Raw genomic sequence first — 25,336 nt, 5'->3', positions numbered from 1 at the left:
ATACCTTGTCATTGACTAAGCTAGGGTAAACTCCGTTGGTTGGTCGGCACGGTCCGATCGGATACCATCTAGGCCTTCCACGGGCGACACCGAACGGGCCAAACCTCCTTCGGACAAGGTCGGACAACACGATGGCTGATACGACAAGCGAAAAGAAACAGCGTGGCATTCAAAGCGTCGAGGTCGGCGGCCGGCTGCTGCAGGCGCTGGCGCGACAGCGCGAACCGCTCGGGCTGACCGAACTGGCCGGCGAGGCGCAACTGTCGTCGGCGCAGGCGCATACGTATCTGGTGAGCCTGACGCGCCTCGGCCTCGTCAAACGCGACGCGCTGACCGGAAACTACGAGCCGGGCCCGCTATCGTTGCGGCTTGGCCTGATGCATATCGAACAGCAGCCCGTCTATCGCATCGCGGCGCCCCACGCGGCTGCGCTCGCCGAGCGGATCGGTCTTTGCGTGGCGATCTGCGTGGCGGGCGTGCAGGGACCGACCATCGTGCGATACGAGCGCAGCGGTGCGCCACTGCATGTCAATCTGCACATCGGCACGGTGATGTCGCTCGAAGCGACCTCGACGGGCCGCGTCTTCTGCGCGTTCTGCGCGCCCGAGCAGGTCGCGGAAATGGCGCGAAGCCAGGCGCAAGCGGCGGAGCCTGCACCGGCGCGCAGCCGCGGCGCCAAAGGGCCGGCCAGCGCCGAATGGCGCGAGCGCTTCGATGAGATCCGCGCGCGCGGCATCGAGCGCGGCATCGATGCGCCGAGCCTGGGCATCAGCAGTCTGAGTGTGCCGGTGTTCGATGGCGACCAACGGATGCAACTCGCGTTGACGGCGATCGGATCGTCGGGCTCGATCGACGTCGCGTGGGATGGCGCGGTCGCACGTCAGTTGCTCGACACTTCCCGACGCATCACCGAAGCGCTGGTCACACCCACCTGAGAATCATGCAGATCGAAACCCCGGACGCGTCCGACGCGAACACGCCCCCACTCAGCGATACGAAAGCTCAGCGCGGCATCAGCGCGCTCGACAACACCGGTGATCTCCTGCTGGCGCTCGTTGCCGCCGGCCGTCCGCTGTCGCTGCGCGATCTGGCCGCCGCCGCCGATATGCCCGCTGCCAAGGCGTTTCCGCATCTGGTGAGTCTGCTCAAGGTGGGCTTGCTGAGCCGCGACGACGCGGGTCTTTTCAGCGCGGGACCGCTCGGCATGGAACTCGGCCTGATCGCGTTGCAGCGCATGTCGCCGATTCGCGATGCCGAACCGGAGATCGTGACGCTCGCGGCGGAGTCCGGCATGAGCGTCGCGGTCGCGATTCTTGGACCTTTGGGACCTACCGTTATCCGCTTCGAAGAATCGGCGCGACCGCAGCACGTGAGCCTGCGCGTAGGCACGGTGATGTCGCTCGTCAACACGGCGATAGGGCGCGTGTTCGCCGCGCATCTCGCGGACGACGTGTTGGCCGGGCTGTTGTCGCAGGAATCGATCAGACTTGCTGGCGCGCCGGCCGCGGAGGTGTTCGTGTCGTCGAAAAAGGGCGCGCCGTCATTGGTCCCGGCCTATCTGGCACGCCGCGCGAAGGTGCGGGAGGATGGTATCGATGACGCACTCGATGCGCCGGTGCCGGGCATCGGCGCGTTGGCCGCGCCCGTGTTCGATCACACGGGCAGCGTCAGTCTGGTGGTCGCGGTGATCGGTCCGTCGGGCGGCTCCGACTTCAGCATGGGCGGCGCGACCGCGCAGACGCTGCTCGCCACGACACGACGGCTGTCGTGGCGGTTCGGCTGGATCGGGCGCTGAACCTCATTCAGTCCGCGCGCGCCAGCGCGAGCGCTTCGAGCAGCACGTCGGCATCGCCGATGTGGTTCGCGAGCAGCAGCACGAGCTTCGCGTTCATGAAGTGGCTTTGCTCGTCGGTCAGTCCGTTGTGCGCGTCGATGAGTTTTTCATAGAACGCATCGGGATCGGCCATGTTCGTTTCGATGTTCAGCTTGGTCATGATGGTTATCCGTTGCAGGTTGCGCGATCCACGGCCTTGGTGACCGATGCGGTGTCGAGAGCGCGCCAGCGCGCGCAGACGTGCTGGTCCGGACGCAGCAGATAAAACGTGCCAGGCCGCGCATCGAAGCGATGCGTGACGATGCCTTCTACGTCCTCGATCACCGTGACGTGAGGCATGTCCGGCAGAGCGGTCACGGCCGCTCCACGCGGCACGACGATCAACGAGCGGACCGGCACCGCCAGAGATGCGAGCGCGCGAAGCTGTTCGGCGCATTTCGTCGGGTCGTCTCCCTGGCCGCAGAAGTGCACACCCGTGAAGCCGCCATGTCCGGTCTGATTCAGAAACCAGGCGTCTTCGCCAGCGAGCTTGACGGGCGCGTCGGTGCTAGCTGCGCCGGGCACCATCGCGCCGGTGAACGCGTCGGCGTCGGGTGTGTTGAGTGGCGAGTCACGCAGAATCGCCGGCACCGACAGACGGCCGCTGTTGACCATGCGCCGCGCGAACGGGCACTCCTTCGCGAGCTTGAGCGTGGCGTCGCGGAACATCCGCGAGACCGCGCTTTTCGGCGTGATGAAGTCGGTGGCGCGCGATGAGTTCCGGATGTTTTCGTCCGCCGCATATTCGCGCTCCGATGCATAGGTATCGAGCAGCGTTGGCGGCGCGTCGCCGTTGACGACGAGCCGCAGCTTCCAGGCGAGATTGTCGGCGTCCTGCACGCCGCTATTCGCGCCGCGCGCGCCGAACGGTGATACGCCATGCGCCGAATCGCCCGCGAACAGCACGCGGCCATGCCGGAAGCTGTCCATCCGCAAACACGAAAACGTGTAGACGCTGACCCATTCGAGCTCGAACTCGGCATCGTCGCCGAGCAGCGCTTTGACGCGCGGAATCACTTTTTCAGGCTGTTTCTCCGCGACCGGATCGGCGTCCCAGCCGAGCTGGAAATCGATGCGCCAGACGTTGTCGGGTTGCCTGTGCAGCAGTACCGATTGATTGCGATGGAAGGGCGGATCGAACCAGAACCAGCGTTCGGTCGGAAACGGCGCCTTCATTTTCACATCCGCGATCAGGAAGCGGTCCTTGAAGGTGCGACCGTGGCTGTCGAGACCGAGCGTCTTGCGCACCGCGCTGCGCGCGCCGTCGGCGGCGACCACGTATTGCGCGCGCATCGGATAAATGCCGTCCGGCGTTTCGACCTGCAACTCGACATAGTCGTCTTGCTGGGTCACACCGATCACATTGCTTTTCCAGCGCATCTGCAGATTCGCGGTCTGCTTCGCCTGATCTGCTAGATAGCCTTCGACGTAGTACTGCTGCAGGTTGATGAACGCAGGTCGCGCGTGGCCTGTTTCTGGCAGCAGATTGAACGTATAGATCAACTCGTCCTGCAGGAACACCTTGCCGACGTTCCAGCTCACGCCTTTGTCGACCATCTGTTTGCCGCAGCCGAGCCGGTCGAAAATTTCCAGCGTGCGCTTCGCAAAACAGATTGCGCGCGACCCGCTCGACAGCGTGTCGTCGTTGTCGAGCAGCACGGTGCGAACGCCCTGCTGGGCCAGATCGATGGCCGCGGACAAGCCGACCGGGCCAGCGCCGATCACGACGACCGGATAGGTGAGCGGGGCACCGGCATCGTGGTCGGCGGCTCGCTCGTAGTCGAACCGCATCGTTTGGTAGTCGATCTGCATGGCGTCTCCGGTTCTGCGGGATATCTTCGATTAATCTATAGCAAGCATTATTGCTCCTTGCTAATGTTGCTCATTCTATAAAGCTTTGGGAGCGCTCGAATCTGTATTTACCCTGGTGCGGTTTGCATTCCGCGTGCGCAGGCGGTCAATCAGATGGACAAAACTACGGAGCGCAACGCAGCGCTCGTCGAGTAAAACGCCGCGGCGGTGGGGAGCTTGAGGAAACAGGCTGCAAACCTCGTTGACTGCGTCGCACAGTTCGGGTTTTGAGTGAGGTGGCCGGCCGGCATGCTTCGGTGAAGTTGCTAAAACGGCCATATAAAAAATGCGGAGCCACTCGCACATGCGAGGGCTCCGCTGGTAGGAAGGGCCGGGTATCGACTGATCATCTTTGATTGGATTGTTCTCCGCTGAGGACCGTCGCCCGCTCTTCCTGAACAAACCCCGTAGCGTTTATGACTCATTGGGTGGTATGCGCCGCGCCGGCCTGAGTCGTGCCAGGTTGTGCCGATTCAGCCAAGGCCGCGCGTGCGCGGTCGCGGGACTCGCTCGCCGCCTGGTTGCGTTCTTGCCGGGCGTCGCGAGCTTCAGCCCTGAATGCCTTTCTGGCTTCCGCGGTCCGGGCGCGTTGTTCGCGGTTGGCCTCGCGAATCTCGTTTCGCTTCTGAACGATAGGGTCATTGTGGGTAGTCGCCGGTACGGTAGCAACCTCTGCGACCGGGGGCGCCGTCGCGGTTGGCTGCTGCGCGATAGCTGCGCCCGAAGTCATCAGGCCAAGCACGACGAGCGTTGTGGCGATTCGGTTGGTAAGGCGGCTCATGATTTACTCTCCGTTCAATTGAGGTCTACTGAATAATGACGACTGCCTTCTGAAGTGATGTGAGGTTGTCAGCCGACTGCGGTTGCCTCCGGTACAGCGAGGCGCTGATGGACTCTTTCGGATTTGTCTCAGCACAGGACTCATTCTAACGAAGGCCACCTTCATTTCAAATAGCTTTCAGCGGAATTTGCCAGGGTAAACCCTCTATTGGCAGAGCCGGATTTGGTGCCTGACCTGACGGTGTCACCGCTGATTGCCCTTCCGGCGGACCTCCGCGTGTTGATTTACGCAGTTGTGCAGACGATCATTCAACGAAACCAATGGAGACGGGTTTACGCGAGAGCGTGAATCGCGATACTGGCCGTGCCGCGTGTGGATGTCCATGAAGTTGCCCCCCGCCGCGGCGACCCGCACCAGCACCTCGCCGGAACCCGGCTTCGGTATGTCGAGCTCGACGCGGCGCAGCACCTCGGGACCGCCATATTCATGAATCTGGACGGGAGCAGGTGTGACGTCGCTTTGCGCGGGCGATCGCGTGGCATGGTGCATATCGTGGGGCGCATACGCCGACTTTGCGATCGTGCCCGCCGCCCGGCTCGCGCGCCTGCCCGCCGATATCCGCTACGACATTGCGGCTGCATCGATCTTTCAGGGTTCGACGGCGCACTATCTGATCGAAGACGTGGCCAAGCTCGAAGCGGGCATGACCTGTCTCGTGCATGCGGCGTCGGGAGGCATCGGACAGTTGCTCGTGCAGCTTGCGAGGCGTCAGGCGCGGAAATGTTCGCGACGACGAGTACGCCGCAAAAGGCTGCTATCGCGCGAGCGCGCGGCGCGGATCACGTGATGCTCTATGAAAACGGAGCCTTCGCTGATCGGATTCGCGAGTTGACCCTTGGAAGGGGCGTCGATGTGGTATTCGATGCGGTCGGCAAGACCACCTTGCGCGATAGCTTTCGCGCCGTCCGCGTGCGCGGCCTTCATCAACTATGGTTTGGTCACGGGGCCGATGCGCGACCTCGATCCCTACGAACTGGGCGAGGCGGGTTCGCTGTTTCTCACGCGTCCGCGGCTCGCCAATCATCTCGCCGATGCGGCCACGGTGCAGCGTCGCGCGGACGATGTGTTCGCTGCCATCCGGCAAGGTGCGCTCAATGTCGAGATCAATGGTCGCTATACGCTAGACAACGTCGACGAAGCGCATGTGGCGCTGGAGGAGCGTCGGCAGGCAAGGAAGGCGGTGATCGAGATCGGCTGAAAGCAGACGCGTAGAGCGCTGCCAAGCACTGAAGCGTGGGGTTGAGCTCGGCAAGTGGCATTCGTGATACGTTAGCTGACACAGACAGCGACGGAGACCGCCGATGCTGATTCTTCTGCTGTTACTCGCGGGGCTCCTTTGGTGGATGTTCGCATTCCTTCTGCGGCATGCGGCGCTCGAACGACTTCGTGCAACGAAGTTTGCCCTGCGATCGACCGCCCGGTTTGTGATTGCCTTGGCGATCTACGCCATTGCTTGCGCGATGAGTACGGGCAACCTTGGCCTCGCGTATGCGCAAGCACAGCGGCCGTCATCGTTCGAAAGTTTCGCCTTGCCGGCCGGCAGCGCACCGCATGACGTCGCACCGGCGCATGACGGCACCGTGTGGTACACCGCGCAGGCACGGGGAGCGGCCGGGCGCCTGGACCCGCGCAGCGGCAAAATCGACACGATCGCGCTCGGCACCGGATCGGCGCCACATGGCGTGGTCGTCGGCCCCGATGGTGCAGCGTGGGTCACTGACGGCGGGCAGAACGCAATCGTGCGCATCGATCCGAAGACGCTCGCCGTCACGCGTTTTCCGCTCCCCAAGGACCGGTCAGACGCCAATCTGAATACCGCCGTGTTCGACAAGCAGGGGCATCTGTGGTTTACCGGGCAAAGTGGTATATACGGCGAGCTCGATCCGCAAAGCGCTCGCATGCGCGTCTTCGATGCTCCACGCGGCGCCGGGCCCTACGGTATCTGCGTGACGCGCACTGGGGATCTGTATTTCGCTTCGCTGGCGGGAAGTTACCTCGGTCGGATCGACCGGACGACGGGCGCGGCACAGGTCATCGAGCCGCCAACCGCGAATCAGGGCGCGCGCCGCGTCTGGGCCGATTCCAGCGGGCGCGTCTGGGTCAGCGAGTGGAACGCCGGAAAAGTCGGTGTATTCGATCCCGCGACGCATCAATGGCGAGAATGGCGACTGCCCGGCAACGGTCCGCACGCGTACGCAATATTCGTCGACGACCAGGACATCGTCTGGCTCAGTGAGTGGAGCGCTAATGCGCTGGTGCGCTTCGATCCGCGTACCGAGCGGTTCGACGTCTTGCCACTGCCGCGTGACCACGCGAACGTGCGCCAGATGATGGGCCGTCCAGGCGAGGTCTGGCTGTCGGAATCCGCGAATGATCATCTGCTGCTTTACCGGTCCCGTGCAGCCGATGCCGGCCGGCAGTGACGCCACACTGCACCGAGACCGGAATGCACAGTCCGTCGCGGCCCACGTGCGCGGGCCCGTTACTAAAAATGGCCTAGAGCAGCTCGAGGGTTCGCGGATCGGCTTCGCCGCCGAAATATTTGCGCAAAGCTTCGACAAATACATCGTTGTCGTTCGAGGCGCGCGAGAACAGCGTCACCGACGAGCGAAACTTGAGGTGATCCGGATACCCGAAAATCTCCTCGATGGAGCGGTCTTTGACGAGGTTGACCAGTTGTGTCGCTTCGCGCAGACGTGGGCCGAGTATCGGGTGGCGCAGGTATTCTTGCGCTTCGGCCAGCGACGAAAGTGCGAATCGCTGAGCCATTGCGCTCATGCCGAGCCCCTCGATTTGAGGAAACACAAACCACATCCAGTGGCTTCGCTTACGTCCATGCTTCAGTTCGTCGCATACCTGGGCGTAGACCGGGTCCTGTGCATCGAGGAAGCGTTGAAGGTCGTAGGGATCGTCCATTTCGTACTCCGCTGCAAACGTGAAAACCTATCGTTGAATCATGATTCTCGCGCGCATGACGGTACAGGTCTACGATCGATCTTCGCCCCGTCCCGGCAATGGAAGCGACTTGAGTAGTCTCACGAGCCTTGCTCGCTGCAATGGAGTCAGCCCTCGTGTAGCGCTCAGTTGCTGAACCCGCGCGCGCCAGTAGACGTCGGTGAACAGAGATTGCGCGGCACCCGCCGACAGGACCCGTTCGAGATGGGAAATCGCATCCTCGGCAGTCTGCGGCGAATAGGGGCTCGCTCTGTCTCCAGAAAGTTTTCTGCTTGTAGTTTTCATCCACTTCTCTCAATGTGGTGACCGACTGAATCCGGTCTGTACGTCAGGCGTCAGTTGAGCCTGCTTCTTTCAGCAATCGTTTGCGCTTGTGGATATCGATGTTCGGCGGTGCAATCACTTTCGCGCGCGCGTTTGATGCCACGGATCGTGACGATTCAGTTCCCGCAGCATTCGTGCCCGCATTCGCTCGCGGCGATAGTGGCTAGCGACCATGAACATTGCGACACCGAGCGCCGTGCCTCCAATAACCAGGCCTATCGAGGTTTCACTCATGACGCGTTCCTCTCAGCGAGGCATAGGTGTGTTGCGTATGCGGTTCGGGCCGGCTCGTGCGGTGTCTCTGCATGAACCGGCTGGCGCGGGGGCGCGCGACTGTTACTGCATGTGCTGGCCGCCGTTGATCGCAACATTGGCGCCGGTCACAAAGCCGGCGTCGTCCGAGCAGAGGTAAAGCACGAGCGCCGCCACTTCCTCGGGCTTGCCCAGACGCCCCATGGGAACGTGCGGGAGGATCTTCGTATCGAGGATCTCCTGAGGTATCGCCGTGACCATCTTCGTGGCCAGGTAACCCGGCGAGACCGTGTTGACGGTAACGCCCTTACGCGCTACTTCCAGCGCCAGCGATTTCGTGAAGCCGTGCATGCCGGCCTTGGCTGCCGCGTAGTTGGTTTGGCCGATCGACCCTTTCGAGCCATTGACGGACGAAACGTTGACGATGCGTCCCCAACCCCGCGCGACCATCTCCTCGCAAAGTGGCTTCGTCATGTTGAACACCGAATCCAGGTTGGTGCGGATGACTGCGTCCCAGTTGACCTTGTTCATCTTCCGGAGCGTCATGTCCTCGGTGATTCCGGCGTTATTCACCAGAATGTCGACCGGGCCGACTTCATACTGAATTTTGGCTGCGCAGTGCTGGCATGAATCGTAGTCGGCCACATCGACCGGATACGCGCGAAAGTTCCTGCCTTGAGCTTCCATGTTCGCGAGCCATGCCGCCGCGCCGGTGTTGTTCGGCGAGTACGTGACTACCACCGCATAACCTGCATCGTGCAGTCTCGTACTGATCGCTTCTCCTAGACCACCCATACCGCCAGTCACTACAGCAATTCGTTTCGTCATTCTTTCCATCCGTGATCGTCATATCTGCGAGGAACGTGAATAACCCAATGGCCGTCTCGCACAACCCGCCATTGCTTTGGCACAACGTATTGCCGCGACCTGGATCGCGTCGGGTCGTCCGGCGGAAATGAGTCGGTTCTGTGTCTCTGTTGCGGACAAATAGCACGGTCTGCCTTGCCGGTTGGGCACCATTCGTCTGCTGATCAGGCGGGACGAGAACTCCGCTTCTGATAAATGTTATTTGCATGACTAATTAATCAGATGAAACTGCGAAAGCAGGTTCGACGTAGACCTGATTCAACAGGAAGACGCGCCTCGCGTGGCTCACCGTGTCATTATGTTACCGGTAACAATCAAGGATGCAGACAAGCCATTCGCTGTCCTTCGATTGCGATAGGCGCACCGTGTCGGCTAGCTATCGCAACGGCCGTAGATACGACCGACGAGGCGATAGTAGTAGAAAAACTACATATTTGCAATGAAGGAAATGTAGTTTTTGTACATTGTTGGCCTACTGACTATTGCCCCCAGTGTCCTTCCAGCTAGTGCGAACGATCGTTCGTGCGCACGGGCGTTCGACCACGAAACCGGATGGTTCATATCGACGACGCGGCCCCGCACTCGGTAATCGAGACCGTCGGCGTCGATGCTTGCCGCGTGAGAAGGAGACTCTGTTTCGACGGGTTCGATGGCAACGCCGCGAGCGCGAGCGCGAGCGCACGACGAATAATCAGTAACGCCTGACGCACTCAGCTATGCCGGATGAATCGCGACTTGCTGTCTGGACATGACGCATATCATGACTGTCGGCGTCGGGGCGAAGTGAAGGCGTTCGAAGCGGCAACGACGGATCTCACTTGCTAGCCGCTTCGAGGAGGACCCGGTCTTCAACCCGGCTTGCCATCGGCACGGGCGAGGACAAGCCACGCGGCGTAGCGGACGCAATAGAGAACCAGCGCGGCCACCCAGCACAGACCGGATGCGTATATCCAGGCCATCGTGAACTGCGGCGCGAGCCAGGGGCCGAGTACCCGAACCAAAGTTGCCAGAACGAATAGACCGTAGCAGGCGATCTCGACCTTACCGGCCACGAGTTCGCGTCCGGTGTGTCCGCGCGCGGTGCGCGTGATCATCGCGATGATCGCCGTTCCAATGACTCCCACCGTGAAGGTATGAATCGCGAGCGAATGCGGAGCGACGCCGAGCGCGCCGAGTGCCAGCATCACGAAGCCCAATGGGATTCCCGCGTAGGCGATATGGAGGATCAGGAGGATAGGGCGATAGCCTACGCGCCACGAACGCCATCCGCTGAGCCGGAGCCCGTGGAGCGCCGCCGCTGCGGCGGACGCAGCAACGATTGCCGTCGATGGCGCACCCAGCGAGTCCAGCAGAAACGCGAGCAGCGTCGCCGGAATGACGGTCGCTTCGACGAATCGCCAGCGTTTCGCGCTAAAGCCCGGAACGGCATTGGCAGTAAACGACGGAATGATGCGCCCGCCGATCACCGTCACGAACAGAACGAGCATGCCGACCGTGAGCCACGCACTGCGCAGCGCCCAGTCGCCGTGACCATGGCTCGCCCACACATGGAAGAGGACGTTGAGAAGCGCGAGCAGTCCGAGCGCGACCGGCAGAAAGACGTTGTGCCGATTCTTCGCACTCAGCAGCACGCGCAACAGAACGAGCGCAACCACCGGCAGAAACGCCACGTCCACGACGACGCCAACCGGACCCGAAGCGCTCCACATCATGATCCGGCCTGCAAGCCAAAGAAGCAGCAGCGCCGCGAGGTTCGCGCCATGCGCGGGATTCGTGCTGGTCCACGCGCGAACCGCTGTCAGCAGAAATCCGGTGACGATTGCGGCGCCAAATCCAAAGATCATTTCGTGAACGTGCCACAGCGTTCCCGACATGTAGGACGTGGAGTCCAGCAACGGCCAGCCTGCCAGCGCGCCGAGCCAGAGCAGCATCGCAAGACAGCCGAACAGAGCGCCGGCCAGATAGAAAGGCCTGAATCCGAGCGCCCACAGAGCGATGCGGGGCGGTGTGTCGACTTGACCTGATGCGATCCTGATGGTCCGCTTCATGACTGCTCCAAACGGCGACTAGGTGGTGATTCACCTTATACACGCAGGACCTTTTCGCCACATGCGACGAATGTTCGCGCCAGCGTAGCCGTCTGCCCTCCCCATGGCGTCCCGCAGACGAAGCCTTACTAACGGCACCGTTACGCGCGGTGGAACACATCGGCCTGGTTGTCATGGAAAAGTGCCAATTTCCGACCGAACGTTGATTCGCCCCGTCATTAGCGATACCTTTACATCTATCCTGGTCGTCGGGCGCTGGTCAACGAAGGGAGAACCGTTCCGTGAAGAGAGCGTCAGCTTTCTCCTGCATCGTCGCATTGAGCGTGATCTTCGGCGGATGCGGCAAGCAGGGACCGCAAAACGCCACTGAGGCATCGGGCGCATCCGCGAGCTCGGCGCCGGTTCAACCTGCACCAGGCGCGAGCGAAGCGGCCGCCGCCTCAGGCGCGCAAGGCACGGTGGCGCTGGTCACCGTCACCAAGGCGCAGCTGCCGGCCGAGGCTGCCGAAACGCTGCGGCTGATCAAAGCAGGCGGTCCCTTCCCGTTTAGCGATGACGGCGTCCTGTTTCGTAACACCGCGGGTTTGCTGCCGAAACATCCGCGCGGTTACTACCACACCTATACGGTACGCACACCTGGTGCGACGGATCGCGGGCAGCGCCGGATCGTCTGTGGCGGGCCGCGCAAGCAGCTCGGCGAGTGCTATTACACCGACGATTACTACGCTAGCTTTAAGCGCATTGCAGAATAAAGACGGAATCACCTGCACGAGCGCCGCACGTTTGACGAAAGCATCAATCCCGCGCTCCTGACTGTGCGCTAGCGATCAATCCCGATCGCGCCAGCGATGATGCGCTCGTCGCATTTGAGCAATGGATAACTCTATGGCGGCGGCCACCGCGTCCCATTGGCGCTGACCGAAGTTCTCCGATAGGTCCGCGTTGACAACGATCCGTATCTCCCAGCAGACGATCTCAAGCGGTTTTCAGACGGTGCGATCAGTCGATCAGAAAACCTGAAGGCAGCCATCAGAACTATGAGATTTTCCCGCCGTCGGGCATCTGCGATAGTGGTTCTCAACCGTTGTGTTGGATTTCCGTACCGCGCGTCGTCGACCAGGGAGAATCTGCGTGCATCGTTTTGTGATCGTGGGAGGAGGGGCGGGTGGCATCGAACTCGCAACGAGGCTAGGCGATCGTTATGGCGGTCGACGAAGAGGCGGGGCGCAACATGCGTCCATTACGTTGATCGACCGCAACCCGACGCATATCTGGAAGCCTCTGTTGCACGAGGTCGCAGCGGGAAGTCTCGATCCCTTCGCACAGGAACTGGCGTATGCCGCGCAAGCACAGTGGCACGGCTTCCAGTTCATCCAGGGCGAACTCGTCGGACTGGATCGTGGCTCGAGACACGTTCTTCTTTCGCCACTGCTCGACGACGACGGAACCGAACTGATACCGCCGCGCCGAATCGAGTACGACTCGTTGATTCTGGCCATCGGTAGCACAACGCACTACTTCGGCGTGCCGGGCGCGGCGGAGAACTCGCTCGCGCTTGACAACGTCGCTCAAGCGGAACGCTTCAGAAAGCGTCTGATTGCAGCCTGCATTCGCGCCGAACAAACACAAGACGCGAGTGAGCGGGAAGCGGGTGGAGTGCCTGGCGAACGCGCGCCTCGTGTTCAGGTCGCGATCGTTGGTGGTGGCGCTACCGGCGTGGAATTGTCCGCTGAATTGCGCAATACCGCGAAGGTACTGTCATCGTATGGCTTGCATCGGCTCGACCCCACACACGACGTCGGCATCGTGCTCATTGAAGCAGGGCCGCGGATTCTGCCCGCGTTGAAAGAGCGCGTGTCCACCGCGGCTGCAAGAATGCTGGGCAAACTCAATGTCAAGTTGATGGTCGACGAGCGGGTCGCGGAAGTCACGCCCGGACTTATCCGCACGAAAAACGGAGAGACGATACGGGCGGATCTCACTGTGTGGGCCGCGGGCATCAAGGCGCCCGCGGTGCTTTCAACGCTCGATGGTCTGACAGTCAATCATCTGGGACAACTCAGTGTGCGTCGCACGCTTCAAACCGAGCTGGACGACCATATCTTTGCATTCGGCGATTGCGCGGCGTGTCCCTGGTTGGGCTTCGAGCGCAATGTTCCACCGCGCGCCCAGGCGGCTCATCAGCAGGCATCGTTTCTGGTCAAGGCACTCGGGCGACGCATCGAGGGGCAAAAGCTTCCGGAGTTTGCCTATCGCGATCTCGGCTCGCTAGTGTCGCTCGGGCATGCGAATGCGGTGGGGAGTCTGATGGGAGGGCTTATCGGCGGCAGCATGCTCGTGGACGGACTGCTTGCTCGCTTCATGTACCTGTCGCTGTATCGGATGCACGTTGCCGCGCTGCATGGCTACGCACGCATGATCGTCAATACCCTCGCGCATCGGCTCCGTCGAAGCACGGCGCCGCACGTCAAACTGCACTGAGCAACAGTTCGTTGTAAATGGCCAGAACGGTCTGGCCGTGACAAATAAATCGACCGATTCCAAACAACAGCAAGACGGAGAGAACACCATGAACAGCTTCGACCAATCGCCTTTCAGCGTCGACTCGAACAGTGGCGCCACGCGCGCTCGCAACGGCAAGGATGGCTCTGAAAATCGGGCGCGCTCCGTGTACCGATCGTTTCTTGCATCGACGGCATCGACGATCGCCTCGAATGTACCTGAGAGGCCGGACGTGTCGTCTGCCGCTGTGCTCGGCTACAACTGACGCGCTTCGGTTCATAGAACGGCCAATTCACCGATCGCGCCGGACCCCACGGCTATTCTCGTCGGGAATTGGCCTTATGAAGAATCTGCGAATTATCACTCCCTTATCTTGCAACTACGATCTGGCTGTCATCCATCACCAGACAGCAGATCTCCATGTCCACTCTCGCAGGCAATAGCGCCGTCATTAGCCGAGGTCATCAGAATTCGCGGAGTCAGCCAGGTTTGCGGTGGCGTTGAGTCAAGGGGTCGATATGAGCCAGCCAACGCTATTCACGCCGATACGAGTCGGCAACCTCGAATTAGCCAACCGGATCGTGATCGCCCCGATGGCCCAGTACTCCGCCGAAGACGGCCAGATGAACGATTGGCACCTGATTCACCTCGGCCAACTGGCGCTTTCAGGTGCGGCGGCACTCACGATCGAGGGCACCGCGGTCACCCCGGACGGACGCACCAGCTATGGTGACGTCGGGCTCTATTCTGACGACTGCGAAGCCTCCATGGCACGAGTGCTGCGCGGCATTCGGCGGTGGTCTGACACGCCGATTGGAATCCAGCTCAACCATGCTGGCCGAAAAGGATCTCGGCAGAAACTATGGGACGGCGGCGCTCAGATTCCCTATGATCACGCGAATGGTTGGCACACCTACGGCCCATCCCCGGTCGCTTTTGCCGCCGGTGAGACACCACCCACCGCCTTGGACCGCGATGGCCTGGCCGCCATTCGCGACGCGTTCTCTGCCGCAACGCAGCGTGCCTCCCGGCTCGGGCTGAATTTCATTCAGATCCTTGGTGGGCACGGCTATCTACTCCACCAATTCCTCTCGCCTCTGTCAAATCACAGGGACGACGAATACGGCGGTTCATTGGAAAACCGGATGCGTTTTCCACTCGAAGTTTTCGAAGCCGTGCGAGAAGCGTTTTCGCATGATCGCCCTGTGACGATGCGGGTATCCGCTACCGACTGGGTGGAGGGCGGGTGGTCCGTGCAGGACGCGATCGCCTTTGTCCACGCGCTGGAGGCGAGAGGCTGTGCCGCAATCAATGTCTCAAGTGGCGGTTCGAACCCAGCCGCGCAAATTCCGCTCGGGCCTGGCTATCAGGTTCCTTTCGCGCGGGCCGTGAAGCAGGCGACCACGCTCCCAGTCATCGCCGTCGGCATGATCACCGAATTCGAACAGGCCGAATCAATTCTCAGCACCGGAGACGCCGATCTGATCGCGCTTGCTCGGGCCGTGCTCTTTGACCCTCGCTGGCCCTGGCATGCTGCCGCTCACTTTGGGACTCAAGTCAGGGCGCCGAAGCAGTATCTCCGCTCTCAGCCCAGTCGGCTGCGAAAGGTGTTCGTTTGAGTCGGTTTCGCCGGCAATGGGGCGGCGACCAATGATTCGACATATCGACGAACGCCGCTTCAGGCTTATCGCCAGGTCGGGATGACGGATGCGGCGAGCAGCACGCCCATCGCGAGATTGAGAAGGCGCCAGTGGTGTGGGGTCCGAAAGAGCCGCGCGAGTAGCACGCCGAGCGCGCACCACAGCGCGAGAGAAGCGCACGCAGCCACTCCGAATGCTGCACCGAGCAGCATCGCGAGGCGGTTCGGGTTGTTTGCGAGCAGCGCGAACGACGCCGCCGCGCCAACCGTCATCGCCCAGCCTTTCGGGTTGAGCCAGAGCAGCAGGAAACCGTTGACGAGCGTAACCGGACGCGCGGGGCCGTCGCCCGCGTTTGGCGGCCCGCTGCGCGCGATGCGCCACGCGAGCCATAGCAGATAGGCCGAGCCGAGTGCCTTCACCGCCGTTTGCAGCGACGGCAGCGCCAGAAGCAGACCGCCCAGCCCGAGCGCGGCGAGCGCAGCGAGCAGCGCGAGGCCCAGAGCGATGCCGAGCATCAGCGGTATCGAGCGTACGAAACCGAAGCGTGCGCCCGAGGCGGTGGCGAGCGTGGTCGCGCCACCGGGCGTCGCGGTGGCGACGGCGACGAAGAGCAGAAGCGGCAGTATCGAGGTCATCGGTGCAGATTGGAAATCAAAGAACTTGCACTGTACGGATCGTCAAAGCATCGTGAAAGCTAATAATATTGATGCGGTACATTACGCGACATAATGCATAGATGAGCCGAAACCTCGACCTCGATCTGATCCGCACCTTCGTTGCCGTCGCCGATAGCGGCAGCATGACGGTCGCTGCGAATCTGCTGCACATGACGCAAGGCGCCGTCAGCCAGCAGGTGAAGCGCCTCGAAGATGTGCTGGATTGCCTTCTGTTCGTTCGCAAGACGCGCCGGCTGGAACTGTCCCGCGAGGGCGAGCAGTTTCTCGTGAAGGCGCGCAAGCTGCTTCAGTTGAACGATGAAATCTGGGCCGACATGACCGCGCAGCCGTTGCGCGGCGCCTTGCGTGTGGGCGTGCCCCACGATCTCGTGACGCGGCTCGCGCCCGCAATGAAGGCATTCGCCGACGCCCATCCGCATGTCGAAATAACGTTGATGTGCGCGGCGTCGCCAGAACTGAGCGACGCAGTGAATAGCGGTCGCGTGGACGTGTCCTTGGTCGAATATGTCGCGAGCGAAGCCGAAGGTGAAGTGGTCTGCATCGAACCTTTGGTCTGGGTCAACGGGCGCGGCAGTGAGGCGTGGCAGAAGCGGCCGTTGCCGCTGTCGATGGTAGACGAGCGTTGCGCTTTCCGTTCGGTGGTGCTCGGCGCGCTCGCGGACGAGGGCATCGCGTGGCGCACGGTGTTCGAGAGCGGAAACATCGAGGCGACCGCCGCAACGGTGCGCGCGGGCCTCGCGGTCACGAGCTGGCTCGCCTCCACGGTGCCGGCCGATCTGGAGACGCTCACACCTCGCGTAAGCGGCTTGCCTGCACTGCCTCCGTTCGCGATCTGTCTGCGCTTGCCCGCGACGGTTCAGCCAGCGGCGCAGGAATTCGCGCGCCATGTACGCGAGTCGATGTCGAGCGACGCAGGCGCGCGACGCGCGCCGCTAGCGAACATTGCGTGACGTATTGCGTCTGAGGTGCGCTCCGGAGCATTCCTACAAGCGCTGCGGCAGCGCAGCCGCGAAAAAATCAGTGACCCGGCGCACGCGCGCAGGCACGAAACGTCGTCGCGGCCAGATGATGCTCACATCACGCGCGTCCCGAATGAAATCGTCTAGCACGGTCACGATATCCGGATGCTTGAGTTCGTCGGCCAGCGAGAGCTTTGCGAAGAGGCCGATTCCCACGCCCGCGAGCACGGCCGAGCGGATCGTCTCGACGCTATTCGACGACAGGTTGCCTCGCACCGGCACGCTGAACCGGCCACGTGGCCCATGAAACGGCCAGTTCGCCGACTCCAGTAGACCACCGTAGAGCAGGCAATTGTGATTGGCGAGTTCCGTAGGTTCCTTCGGTACACCGTATTGCTCGAAATAGCGACGCGATCCGACGCAGACCAGCGGAGTGCTGGCAATCCGCTTCACGACCGAATCCGGATCGTTGACGGAGCCCACTCGAATCGCGAGATCGATTCGATCCTCCACCATATCGCGCACGAAATCCGACAACACCAGATCGACCCGAAGACCGGGATGGCGCGACAGCAGTTCGGGAATCAGCGGAAGAACGTGCAGGCGGCCGAACGTAGAAGCGCAGGCGATCCGCACAAGGCCCGAGACATCTAGCGTACTGCTGGATAGTTCGCTGTCGGCCACCTCGATCTCGTCGAGCAACGGCTTGGTCCGCTCGTAGTATTTCTGCCCCTGATCGGTCAAGGTCACGCTGCGTGTGTTGCGGTTGAATAGCAGTACGCCGAGGCGCTTTTCCAGCGCGCCGATCGACTTGCTGATGGCGGACTGTGACTCGCCGGTTCTGCGCGCCGCGGCGGAAAAGCCGCCCGCTTCGACAACGGCGAAGAAAGCGTTCAATTCGTGAAACCGATCCATTGCATTTCTCTCGTGGGCCTATTCTCTCCGTGAATGGATCTTATGATAAATCCGCCGATTATCATTCGTCGGGGCCGCAATTACGATGGGACTTCCTTTACCAACAGACGGAAGTTTCAATGAATACTCTCGCAGGCAAGATCGCTGTCATTAGCGGCGGAACGACGGGTATCGGCCTGGCGATCGCCCAGCGGTTCGTCGCCGAAGGCGCTCACGTCTTTATCTTCGGCCGTCGGCAAGCCCAGCTCGACGAGGCCGTCAAACTGATCGGACGCAACGTTACCGCTATTCAGGCCGACGCCGCGAATCTCGATGACCTCGATCATGTCGCTGCGGCAGTCAGGGACGAAAAAGGTGTCGTCGATATCATCGTGTCGAACGCGGGCTTTACCGAGCAGGCTTCGATCGACACCATCACGCCTGAGCATTTCGACAAGGCATTCAACCTGATGGCGCGCGGCCCCGTATTTCTGGTGAAAAAGTTGCTGCCGATGATGACGGGTGGCGGATCGATCATCCTGGTTTCGTCGGCCATGCACGTGATGGGCATCCCAGGGCACACCGCCTACGCTGCGACGAAGGCCGCGTTGCGTTCCTATGCTCGCACCTGGGCCGCCGAATTCAAGGATCGCGGCATTCGCGTCAACATGCTGAGCCCTGGTGTCACCGACACACCGATACTCGATTCCCAGTCGGCGACACGCGAGGATCTGGTGAGCATGTACAAGAGCATGGTCCCGATCGGCCGACTCGCCCGCGCCGAGGAGATGGCGAGCGCGGCGCTCTTTCTCGCCTCAGAACAGAGTTCCTATATGACGGGTGCCGATTTGATGAATGACGGCGGCATCGGCCAGGTTTGAGGGTTGCGCGCAGACTCGAGTCCGACATCGGAAGGAATGCACCATGACGTATTCAACTATCGATCCAGGCAAACTCGCAGCGGCGCTTGGCCGCGAGCTCGCCGGCAGTGGCATGGCTATTGGAGTCGTCAACGCGCAATGCGCTGAGTCGATCGAGTCAATGGCAAAGCAACTCGGTGCGCAGGTTACGGCCATGAGTTTGCAAGCTGAGCCCAGCACGGAGGTCATGATCCTCGCCGTGCGGGTTCGTGCCCACACCGTCACTGGCGATCAGCAGTCCAGGCGGGACAAGGTCGTTGTCGATGCGATCGACAACGACAGCATCTCGCCGGATGAGCTGATGGGTCTGCTTAATGCCGCGAGGTGAAGACCGCAACGATGTTTGCCGGCGTGCTACTTGGTGCTCGCCTGGTACCACTCGACAGCGTCCTCGCCGGCGGGGATGTTGAACGGGCTCGATGAATCGGTCGCGGCGAGCCAAACCGCTTCGGCGACATCCGATGCATGCGTGACGGCCGTTTCTTTCTCCCACCTCGCGAAAACCTGCTGCGCGAGCGCGTTGTACGGCTCGGGAAATCCGTCTTTCATGCGTGCCCGCGCGTTGTCGCCGAAGCGGGTGGACGGCGCGCGTCCCGGCAGCACGACCCGCACGCGCACATTGAACTGCTCCAGTTCGAGCGCGAGCGATTCGCTGAACGCGTTGACCGCGGACTTGCTCGCGGTGTAGACCGACAGCAGATGCAGCGGTCTGCACGTGACGGTCGACGTCACATTGACGATCACCCCTTCGCGGCGCTCGCGCAACTGCGGCAACACGGCCTGCGCCATCGCGATGGTGCCGAGCGTATTGGTCTCGAAGATATCGCGCACGGTGTCCATCGGCGTGCCTTCGAGCGCATTCAGAAAGCCGATACCCGCATTGTTGACGAGCACGTCGATCCGACCTGCCGCATCGATGACCGCGCGAATGCTTTGCGGGTCCGTCACATCGAGGGCGAGAATCGAAAGACGATCGGAGCGCGGCAACACGTCTTCACGCGGCGTGCGCATCGTGGCGATCACGCGCCAGTCGCGATCCAGAAAATAACGCGCAATTTCGAGGCCAAAGCCGGACGAACAGCCGGTAATCAAGACGGTCTTCATGTCGAATCCTGTGGTTGGTGACAGTCCCGACACAATAAGTCCTGACCGCGAGGACTCGCTACAATCGAGCGTCCAGGTTTCATTCGAAATCGTCCGATCATGATCGACCCGCTCGCCGAAATCGTCACACTGCTCAAGCCGACCCCCACGTTCTCGAAGGTGCTCAGCGGCGCCGGGCGCTGGCGCGCGAGCCGTACGGAAGTCGGCCAGCCGTTCTACTGCGTGGTGCTAGAAGGATCGCTGCGGCTATCCGTCAATGGTTGCGAGCCGCTGATTCTTCAGGCCGATGACTTCGTGCTCGTGCCCGAAGTTTTCAGTTTCACGATGACGAGCAGCGATCCGCCCGACGATGACGACGTGTCCAGTAGCGCGCCCGCGGCGCTGCCCGACGGCAGTTTTCGTTTCGGCGATGCATCGGGCGCGCCAGAAGCCCAATGGCTTGCGGGCCTCTGCGCGTTCGGTTCGCCGGACGCGGCCTTGCTCGTCTCGCTGTTGCCCAAGCTCGTGCACGTGCGCGGTGAACGCAGGCTCGCGACACTCGTGAAGCTCGTGAGGGAAGAATCGCGCGCGCAGCGGCCCGCGCGTGAGGTCGTGCTGGCGCGACTGCTCGAGGTGCTGTTCATCGAAGCTTTGCGAGCCACTGGAACCGGCGCATCGCCCGGACTCGTCCGCGGCCTCGCCGATCCCCGCCTCGCGCTCGCGATCCGTCATATGCACGAAAGCCCGCACCAGCCCTGGACGATCGCGGAACTCGCAAAGGCCGCCGCGCTTTCACGGTCCTCTTTCTTCGATCGATTCAGCCGCGCAGTCGGCGTCGCACCGATGGAGTATCTGTTGTCGTGGCGCATGGCTATCGCCAAGAACCTGCTGCGCCAGAGCGAAGTCAGCATCGCGGCGGTCGCGGAACGTGTCGGCTACAGCTCGGCGAGCGCATTCAGCGTCGCGTTCACGCGTCATGTCGGACTGCCGCCGACGCAGTATGCGCGAGACGCAGCGAATGTCGTCGCCGCTCGATGAAGTTCCGCAGCGCAAGCACCGTATCTCGCCTCACGCGACCTGCGCATCGCCATCGTTAGCTGCCTCGCACTCGAGCAGCGGATAGGCGAGCGCGCAGATGTGCGACTGAATCCGCACGAGATCGCGCAGCACGTCGAGATGCAATGAGCTCGACGCGATGCTGTCGGGCTTGCCCTCGCGCAACCGGTCCAGATGAGCATCCCGCGCGGCGCGTTCAAGACGCCGCAGCGCCTGCTTGTCTTCGAGCAGCTGCGCCGCGGTCTGCGTCCTTCCCGACACGAGCAGCGCCTGAGCCCGGTGAAAACTGTCGATCACCAACTGGTGCAGCGCGCGCAAGTCCTCGGCGCCTTCGGCCGAAAAGCTCACCTGTGCCTTGATCTTTTTCTGCGCCAGCTCCATCAGATTCTTGTCGACGATATCGCCGATATGTTCGAGGTTGATCACGGAAGTCATGATCGCGTTGGCCCAGCGCCGGTCTTCGTCGTCGAGCGACTCGCGCGTCACCTCGGTCACGTAGCTTTTGATCGCATCGTGCAGCATATCCACCGCATCGTCGCGGGCCGCGATCTCGTGCACCGCGCGCCGGTCGTTTGCGATCAGCACCGGCACGCTCGCACACAGCATCGCTTCGACGATATCGCCCATCCGGATCAATTCGCGGGTCGCGCATGCGAGCGCCTGGGAGGGCACCCGCAGCGCGGCCTCGTCGAGGTAGCGCGGCGCGTCGCCGTTCTCGGCGGCGCCCGGCGCTGGCAGCAGCCGTTCGAGAAGGCGCGCGACAGGGGCGAGCAGGCCCATGAAGACCACCGCGATCGCCACGTTCACGCCCGTGTGGAAGTCGGCGATTGCACGGGCGGGGCTGCCGTAGACCTGCTGCAGCAACGTTGCGAGCGGCGAGCACGCGGCGAGCATCAGCAGGCACACGCCGCCGCGCAGCACGAGGTTGCCGGCCGGCAGGCGCCGGCGGCTGCGATCGGCGCCCTTCGCGGCCTCGAAGTAAGGGTTGAGCGCGCTGCCGATGTTCGCGCCGAGCACCATCGCGAGCGCCGTGTCCATCGGCACCGTATGCAGGTTGGCGAGCGACATCACGAACAGTACGACCGGAATGCTCGAATGCGCGGCCCACGTGAGCAAACACGCGAGCGCCGCATTCAGCACCGGCTCGCCTGCCAGTGCGCCGAGCACCGTGCGCAGGGCAGGGGCGGTCTCGGCGGGCTGCACGGTCGAGACGAGCAGCGTGAGCGCAAGCAACATCAGTCCGAGCCCGATCGACGCGCGGCCGAGATCACGATTGCGGGAGCCTTTGCCCTTCTCGAAGAGCGTCATGCCGACCAGCAGACACACCGGCGAGATCCAGCTCAGATCGAGCGAGAACGCCTGCACGATCAGCGTCGAGCCGACGTTGGCGCCCAGCATGATCGCGAGTCCGGTAACAGGCCGCATCAAACCGCGGGCCGCGAACGACGACGCGATCATGCCGGTCGCCGTGCTGCTTTGCAGCGCGCCGGTGATTGCGAGCCCGGCGCAGAACGCGTTCAGCCGATTGCCGAGACTCTTCCCCATGAAGCGCTTGAGCGAGGCGCCGAACGCGCGCATCAGGCCGGACTCGACCATATGCAGGCCCCACGTCAGCAGCGCGACGCCACCCGCGAGATGAAGCACGATCATGATCATCTGGCACCTCCCCTTATGTTTTTGTTGTGCGCATCTTTCAGGCCCGCTCTGCGCCCGCCGCGATTGCCTCGTCGAGTATCCGCAGGGACACCGTCATCCACGCACCATCGCACGGTTCGAGATGCGCGAGAGCCCCATCAATACCGCGAGTGTGCCGATACCGAGAATCATCGTGAGCGTCGCAGCGTCGAAGATCGCTCCACGGTCGGACAGCGCGAAGATGCCCACCGGCAGCGTGACCCAGCCCGGCGGATAGATCATCAGCGTCGCACCGAGCTCGCCCATCGACAGCGCGAAGCTCAGGCTGAACGATGCGAGCAGGTACGGCGCGACGAGCGGCAGCGTCACGCGCGAGAGCTGGTAGAGCGGCCGGGCGCCGAGACTTTGGGCCACCTCGCCGTATTCGGGCGCGACCCGCGCGAGCCCTGCCGCCACGTTGCCGTAGGTGAACGCCGAGATCAGCAGGAAGTGCGCGATGAAGACGATCGTCGCCGTGCCGTTGAGCAGCACGGGCGGCCGGCTGAACGCGACCAGCAAGCCGAGCCCGATCGACACCGACGGCACCGCGCTCGGCACGAAGAAGATCACGTCCAGCACGCGGCGCGGCAGGCCTTTGATGCGACGCAGCGCGAGTGCGGCCCACGTGCCGCTGACGAGCGCCGCGACGCTCGCGACCACGCCGGTCAGCACGCTCACGCGCAGCTGGCTCGCCGAATCGGTATGCAGCACACGCGCGTAGTGCTCGAGTGTCAGGTGGCTCGGCAGGATGCCGTTCCACTGTCCGCTGATGCTGGCGAGCGCAATCATCGCGACCGGCAGCCCATAGACCGCGCAGAACAGCAACGCCGTGCCGCCCCACGTCAGCCATTTACCCCATTTAGCCCAGAGCAGCACGGCGACCTCCGCAAAGTGACACGACGGCCCGGTAGCAGGCATAAAGCCCCAGCGACAGCGCGATATTGACGACGGCGATCACGCATGCGGTGGTGTAGTCGAATTCCTGGATCGCTTTGTCGTAGATCAGCAGCGGCAACGTGATCACGTCTTTCGCGCCGATGAAGAGCACGATGCCGAACTCGTTGACGGTCAACAGCAGACACAGGCTGCCGCCCGCCAGCAGCGCCGGCAACGCGGCGGGCAGGATGACCTGCCGGATGATGCGCAGCGGCCGCGCGCCGAGGCTGCCCGCCATTTCGATCTGCGCACTGTCGATCTGCGAGAAGCACGCGAGCAGCGGACGCATGATGAACGGCGTATAGACCGTGATCTCCGACAGCACGACACCCCATTGCGTGTACAGGAAATTCAGCGGCGGCAGCGGCAGATGGAACATCTGCATCAGCGACTGGTTCAGCAGTCCGGCCGAACCGTACACGAACGTGAACGCGAGCGCGACGAGGAAGGTGGGCAGCGCGATGAACGTATCGATGAGCCGGCCCACGAAACGCGCGCCCGGGAACGGCACGAACGCGATCACCAGCGAGAACACGAAGCCGAGCACGAGGCATCCCGCCGAGGCCGATACTGCGATCGCGATCGTGTGATAAAGCCCGCTCAGGAACTGGCGTGAGCGCAGCACGTGCTCGAAGTTCGCGAACGACAGCACATGCTGGTCGCCGCCCAACGCCTGCACGACGATCAGCCCGAACGGGTAGAAGAACAGCGCGGCGAGCACCGCGAGCGGCGGCGCGATCCACAGGCCGCCTGGCCCCGCGGCCGGCGCTCGCGCGCGGGCCGGCGGCGCGATGACGATATCAGCCATGACGTTCAGCCTCCGGTACGAGAGTGACATCCGCGGGATCGAAACGTACGCTGAGTGCAGTGCCCGGCTCTGGCGGCTCCGCGAGCGGCGCGCAAGTGAGCCGCAGCAACTCGCCTTCGACATCGAGCACGATGCTGTGCATTTCGCCGAGCCACTGCACGCTGACGACGGACCCCGTCATCTGGTTCATGCGTTGCCCATCGGCGCCTCGCGTAACACCGCCCGCAACGGACTGCAGATGGTGTGGCCGCACGCATACGAAGCAGGCGGCGCCGGCCGCGAGTCCGTGATGGTTGCAGCCTTCGAGCAGCTGGCCGTGAAAGCGCACGCGCGCGCGCCCGTCGGCCAGCGGTTCGAGCTGCTGCGCCGGCAGCACGTTGGCACGGCCGAGGAACTCGGCGGCGAAGCGGTTCGGCGGATGACGATAGAGCCCTTGCGCGTCGCCGTAAGCAACCAGGTGGCCGTCGCGCATGATGCCGATGTGGTTCGCGAGGGTCAGCGCTTCGGTCTGGTCGTGCGTCACGTACAGCACCGTGAGCGAAGGCAGCGTGCGGTGCAGCTTCGCGAGTTCGTCGAGCATCGAGCGGCGGATCTGCGCGTCGAGCGCCGAGAGCGGCTCGTCGAGCAGCAGCACCTGTGGACGGATCGCGAGCGCGCGGGCGATCGCCACGCGCTGCTGCTGGCCGCCCGACAGCTCGCGCGGATAGCGCTTCGCGTACTTCGCCATGCCGACGAGCCCGAGGCACTCGGGCACCCGTTCGCGTATCACCTCGGCGTCCGCGCCACGGGCACGCAGCCCGAAGGCGACGTTGTCCTCGACGCGCATATGCGGAAACAGCGCGTAGTTCTGCACCACCATGCCGATGTTGCGAGCGTACGGCGGCAGCCGCGTCACGTCGCGATCGCCGATGGTGATGCGCCCGGCGCTCGGCTGCACGAAGCCGGCGACGGCGCGCAACGCGGTCGTCTTGCCGGAGCCGGACGGGCCGATCAGCGCGACGATCTCGCCGGGCTTCACGGTCAGCGTCAGAGACTCCAGAATGGTCTGGCTGCCGTAAGCCACCGACACGCCTTCGAAACCGATGCCGCTCGCCCCGTGCGCGATGACGGTCGGCGCAGCGGAGGCGCGCCGCTGCGGCCCCCGTTCCATGGTCATGGTGTTTGCCATTAGTCGCT

Annotated in this window: 25 protein-coding genes and 1 pseudogene; 12 read left to right on the top strand and 14 right to left on the bottom strand. The window is 62.7% G+C overall.

Annotation, left to right across the window (positions count from 1 at the left end; genetic code table 11):
• The first annotated feature begins 131 nt into the window (after window positions 1–131).
• Window positions 132–935: an IclR family transcriptional regulator gene (locus tag QFZ94_RS34885; protein ID WP_429462640.1), complete on the top strand. Its 804-nt coding sequence runs from the start codon at window positions 132–134 to the stop codon at window positions 933–935.
• Between the two features lie 5 nt (window positions 936–940).
• Complete coding sequence (locus tag QFZ94_RS34880) at window positions 941–1,795, top strand: IclR family transcriptional regulator (protein WP_368583928.1); 855 nt, start codon at window positions 941–943, stop codon at window positions 1,793–1,795.
• Between the two features lie 7 nt (window positions 1,796–1,802).
• Here QFZ94_RS34880 and QFZ94_RS34875 read toward each other — a convergent pair whose 3' ends face one another.
• From QFZ94_RS34875 to QFZ94_RS34860, 4 genes are all read right to left on the bottom strand, one after another.
• The gene (locus QFZ94_RS34875) at window positions 1,803–1,994 is read right to left on the bottom strand and encodes a DUF2783 domain-containing protein (RefSeq protein WP_013094246.1); all 192 of its coding nucleotides are present in this window, start codon (window positions 1,992–1,994) and stop codon (window positions 1,803–1,805) included.
• A 5-nt stretch (window positions 1,995–1,999) separates the two neighbouring features.
• Window positions 2,000–3,685, bottom strand: a complete 1,686-nt coding sequence (locus QFZ94_RS34870) for an FAD-dependent oxidoreductase (RefSeq protein WP_429462637.1) — start codon at window positions 3,683–3,685, stop codon at window positions 2,000–2,002.
• A 460-nt stretch (window positions 3,686–4,145) separates the two neighbouring features.
• Window positions 4,146–4,505 carry a hypothetical protein gene (locus QFZ94_RS34865; RefSeq protein ID WP_410850076.1) on the bottom strand — a complete coding sequence of 120 codons (360 nt, stop codon included), beginning with the start codon at window positions 4,503–4,505 and terminating at the stop codon, window positions 4,146–4,148.
• Between the two features lie 243 nt (window positions 4,506–4,748).
• Window positions 4,749–5,054 carry a hypothetical protein gene (locus tag QFZ94_RS34860; protein ID WP_429462635.1) on the bottom strand — a complete coding sequence of 102 codons (306 nt, stop codon included), beginning with the start codon at window positions 5,052–5,054 and terminating at the stop codon, window positions 4,749–4,751.
• On the opposite strand from QFZ94_RS34860, the pseudogene QFZ94_RS34855 reads away from it, so the two are divergent.
• Together QFZ94_RS34855 and QFZ94_RS34850 are read left to right on the top strand one after the other, a co-directional pair.
• A pseudogene (locus tag QFZ94_RS34855) lies at window positions 4,996–5,763 on the top strand (zinc-binding dehydrogenase). The gene QFZ94_RS34860 and the pseudogene QFZ94_RS34855 sit on opposite strands and share 59 nt — an antisense overlap.
• A 103-nt stretch (window positions 5,764–5,866) precedes the next feature.
• Window positions 5,867–6,988, top strand: coding sequence for a virginiamycin B lyase family protein (locus QFZ94_RS34850; protein ID WP_429462633.1), 1,122 nt, complete (start codon window positions 5,867–5,869; stop codon window positions 6,986–6,988).
• A 73-nt stretch (window positions 6,989–7,061) separates the two neighbouring features.
• Here QFZ94_RS34850 and QFZ94_RS34845 read toward each other — a convergent pair whose 3' ends face one another.
• From QFZ94_RS34845 to QFZ94_RS34835, 3 genes are all read right to left on the bottom strand, one after another.
• Window positions 7,062–7,481 carry a DUF1810 domain-containing protein gene (locus QFZ94_RS34845; RefSeq protein WP_429462631.1) on the bottom strand — a complete coding sequence of 140 codons (420 nt, stop codon included), beginning with the start codon at window positions 7,479–7,481 and terminating at the stop codon, window positions 7,062–7,064.
• Between the two features lie 699 nt (window positions 7,482–8,180).
• Window positions 8,181–8,924, bottom strand: a complete 744-nt coding sequence (phbB, locus tag QFZ94_RS34840) for an acetoacetyl-CoA reductase (RefSeq protein ID WP_368583923.1) — start codon at window positions 8,922–8,924, stop codon at window positions 8,181–8,183.
• Window positions 8,925–9,811: 887 nt separating this feature from the next.
• Window positions 9,812–11,011 (bottom strand): NnrS family protein, encoded by a 1,200-nt coding sequence (locus QFZ94_RS34835; protein ID WP_429462628.1) that lies wholly within the window; start codon window positions 11,009–11,011, stop codon window positions 9,812–9,814.
• Window positions 11,012–11,292: 281 nt separating this feature from the next.
• On the opposite strand from QFZ94_RS34835, the gene QFZ94_RS34830 reads away from it, so the two are divergent.
• From QFZ94_RS34830 to QFZ94_RS34815, 4 genes are all read left to right on the top strand, one after another.
• The gene (locus QFZ94_RS34830) at window positions 11,293–11,763 is read left to right on the top strand and encodes a ribonuclease (RefSeq protein ID WP_410850072.1); all 471 of its coding nucleotides are present in this window, start codon (window positions 11,293–11,295) and stop codon (window positions 11,761–11,763) included.
• Between the two features lie 379 nt (window positions 11,764–12,142).
• Window positions 12,143–13,492, top strand: a complete 1,350-nt coding sequence (locus QFZ94_RS34825; RefSeq protein WP_429462626.1) for an NAD(P)/FAD-dependent oxidoreductase — start codon at window positions 12,143–12,145, stop codon at window positions 13,490–13,492.
• An 88-nt stretch (window positions 13,493–13,580) separates the two neighbouring features.
• Window positions 13,581–13,778, top strand: a complete 198-nt coding sequence (locus QFZ94_RS34820; protein WP_368583919.1) for a hypothetical protein — start codon at window positions 13,581–13,583, stop codon at window positions 13,776–13,778.
• Window positions 13,779–14,031: 253 nt separating this feature from the next.
• Window positions 14,032–15,132: an NADH:flavin oxidoreductase/NADH oxidase gene (locus QFZ94_RS34815; protein ID WP_429462624.1), complete on the top strand. Its 1,101-nt coding sequence runs from the start codon at window positions 14,032–14,034 to the stop codon at window positions 15,130–15,132.
• 65 nt (window positions 15,133–15,197) lie between these two features.
• On the opposite strand, the gene QFZ94_RS34810 is transcribed toward QFZ94_RS34815, so the two are convergent.
• The gene (locus tag QFZ94_RS34810) at window positions 15,198–15,788 is read right to left on the bottom strand and encodes a LysE family translocator (RefSeq protein WP_429462622.1); all 591 of its coding nucleotides are present in this window, start codon (window positions 15,786–15,788) and stop codon (window positions 15,198–15,200) included.
• Between the two features lie 101 nt (window positions 15,789–15,889).
• Here QFZ94_RS34810 and QFZ94_RS34805 point away from each other — a divergent pair, with 101 nt between their 5' ends.
• Window positions 15,890–16,780: a LysR substrate-binding domain-containing protein gene (locus tag QFZ94_RS34805; protein ID WP_429462620.1), complete on the top strand. Its 891-nt coding sequence runs from the start codon at window positions 15,890–15,892 to the stop codon at window positions 16,778–16,780.
• 33 nt (window positions 16,781–16,813) lie between these two features.
• Here the strand turns inward: QFZ94_RS34805 and QFZ94_RS34800 are convergent, their stop codons facing one another.
• Window positions 16,814–17,704: a LysR family transcriptional regulator gene (locus tag QFZ94_RS34800; protein ID WP_368583914.1), complete on the bottom strand. Its 891-nt coding sequence runs from the start codon at window positions 17,702–17,704 to the stop codon at window positions 16,814–16,816.
• A 119-nt stretch (window positions 17,705–17,823) separates the two neighbouring features.
• On the opposite strand from QFZ94_RS34800, the gene QFZ94_RS34795 reads away from it, so the two are divergent.
• Together QFZ94_RS34795 and QFZ94_RS34790 are read left to right on the top strand one after the other, a co-directional pair.
• Entirely contained in the window at window positions 17,824–18,564 is a 741-nt protein-coding gene (locus QFZ94_RS34795) for an SDR family NAD(P)-dependent oxidoreductase (protein WP_429463624.1), read from the top strand.
• Window positions 18,565–18,607: 43 nt separating this feature from the next.
• Complete coding sequence (locus QFZ94_RS34790) at window positions 18,608–18,931, top strand: NAD(P)-binding domain-containing protein (protein WP_429462617.1); 324 nt, start codon at window positions 18,608–18,610, stop codon at window positions 18,929–18,931.
• A gap of 26 nt (window positions 18,932–18,957) precedes the next feature.
• On the opposite strand, the gene QFZ94_RS34785 is transcribed toward QFZ94_RS34790, so the two are convergent.
• On the bottom strand, window positions 18,958–19,707 hold the full coding sequence (locus QFZ94_RS34785; RefSeq protein WP_429462615.1) for an SDR family oxidoreductase: 750 nt from the start codon (window positions 19,705–19,707) through the stop codon (window positions 18,958–18,960).
• Between the two features lie 99 nt (window positions 19,708–19,806).
• On the opposite strand from QFZ94_RS34785, the gene QFZ94_RS34780 reads away from it, so the two are divergent.
• Window positions 19,807–20,724: a cupin domain-containing protein gene (locus tag QFZ94_RS34780; RefSeq protein ID WP_429462613.1), complete on the top strand. Its 918-nt coding sequence runs from the start codon at window positions 19,807–19,809 to the stop codon at window positions 20,722–20,724.
• Window positions 20,725–20,754: 30 nt separating this feature from the next.
• Here QFZ94_RS34780 and QFZ94_RS34775 read toward each other — a convergent pair whose 3' ends face one another.
• From QFZ94_RS34775 to QFZ94_RS34760, 4 genes are all read right to left on the bottom strand, one after another.
• On the bottom strand, window positions 20,755–22,398 hold the full coding sequence (locus QFZ94_RS34775; RefSeq protein WP_429462611.1) for a Na/Pi cotransporter family protein: 1,644 nt from the start codon (window positions 22,396–22,398) through the stop codon (window positions 20,755–20,757).
• Window positions 22,399–22,491: 93 nt separating this feature from the next.
• Complete coding sequence (locus QFZ94_RS34770; RefSeq protein ID WP_176123549.1) at window positions 22,492–23,292, bottom strand: ABC transporter permease subunit; 801 nt, start codon at window positions 23,290–23,292, stop codon at window positions 22,492–22,494.
• Window positions 23,276–24,160, bottom strand: coding sequence for a 2-aminoethylphosphonate ABC transporter permease subunit (locus tag QFZ94_RS34765; protein ID WP_429462609.1), 885 nt, complete (start codon window positions 24,158–24,160; stop codon window positions 23,276–23,278). Before QFZ94_RS34765 ends, QFZ94_RS34770 begins: the two co-directional genes overlap by 17 nt.
• Window positions 24,153–25,328, bottom strand: a complete 1,176-nt coding sequence (locus QFZ94_RS34760) for an ABC transporter ATP-binding protein (protein WP_429462607.1) — start codon at window positions 25,326–25,328, stop codon at window positions 24,153–24,155. The genes QFZ94_RS34765 and QFZ94_RS34760 overlap by 8 nt, the downstream gene beginning before the upstream one ends.
• Window positions 25,329–25,336 lie beyond the last annotated feature (8 nt).

Source organism: Paraburkholderia sp. JPY465, from assembly GCF_050436725.1.
Classification (GTDB): Bacteria; Pseudomonadota; Gammaproteobacteria; order Burkholderiales; family Burkholderiaceae; genus Paraburkholderia; species Paraburkholderia youngii.
The sequence above is the reverse complement of the archived record's forward strand: the minus strand, read 5'-3'. Positions and strand labels throughout refer to the sequence as shown.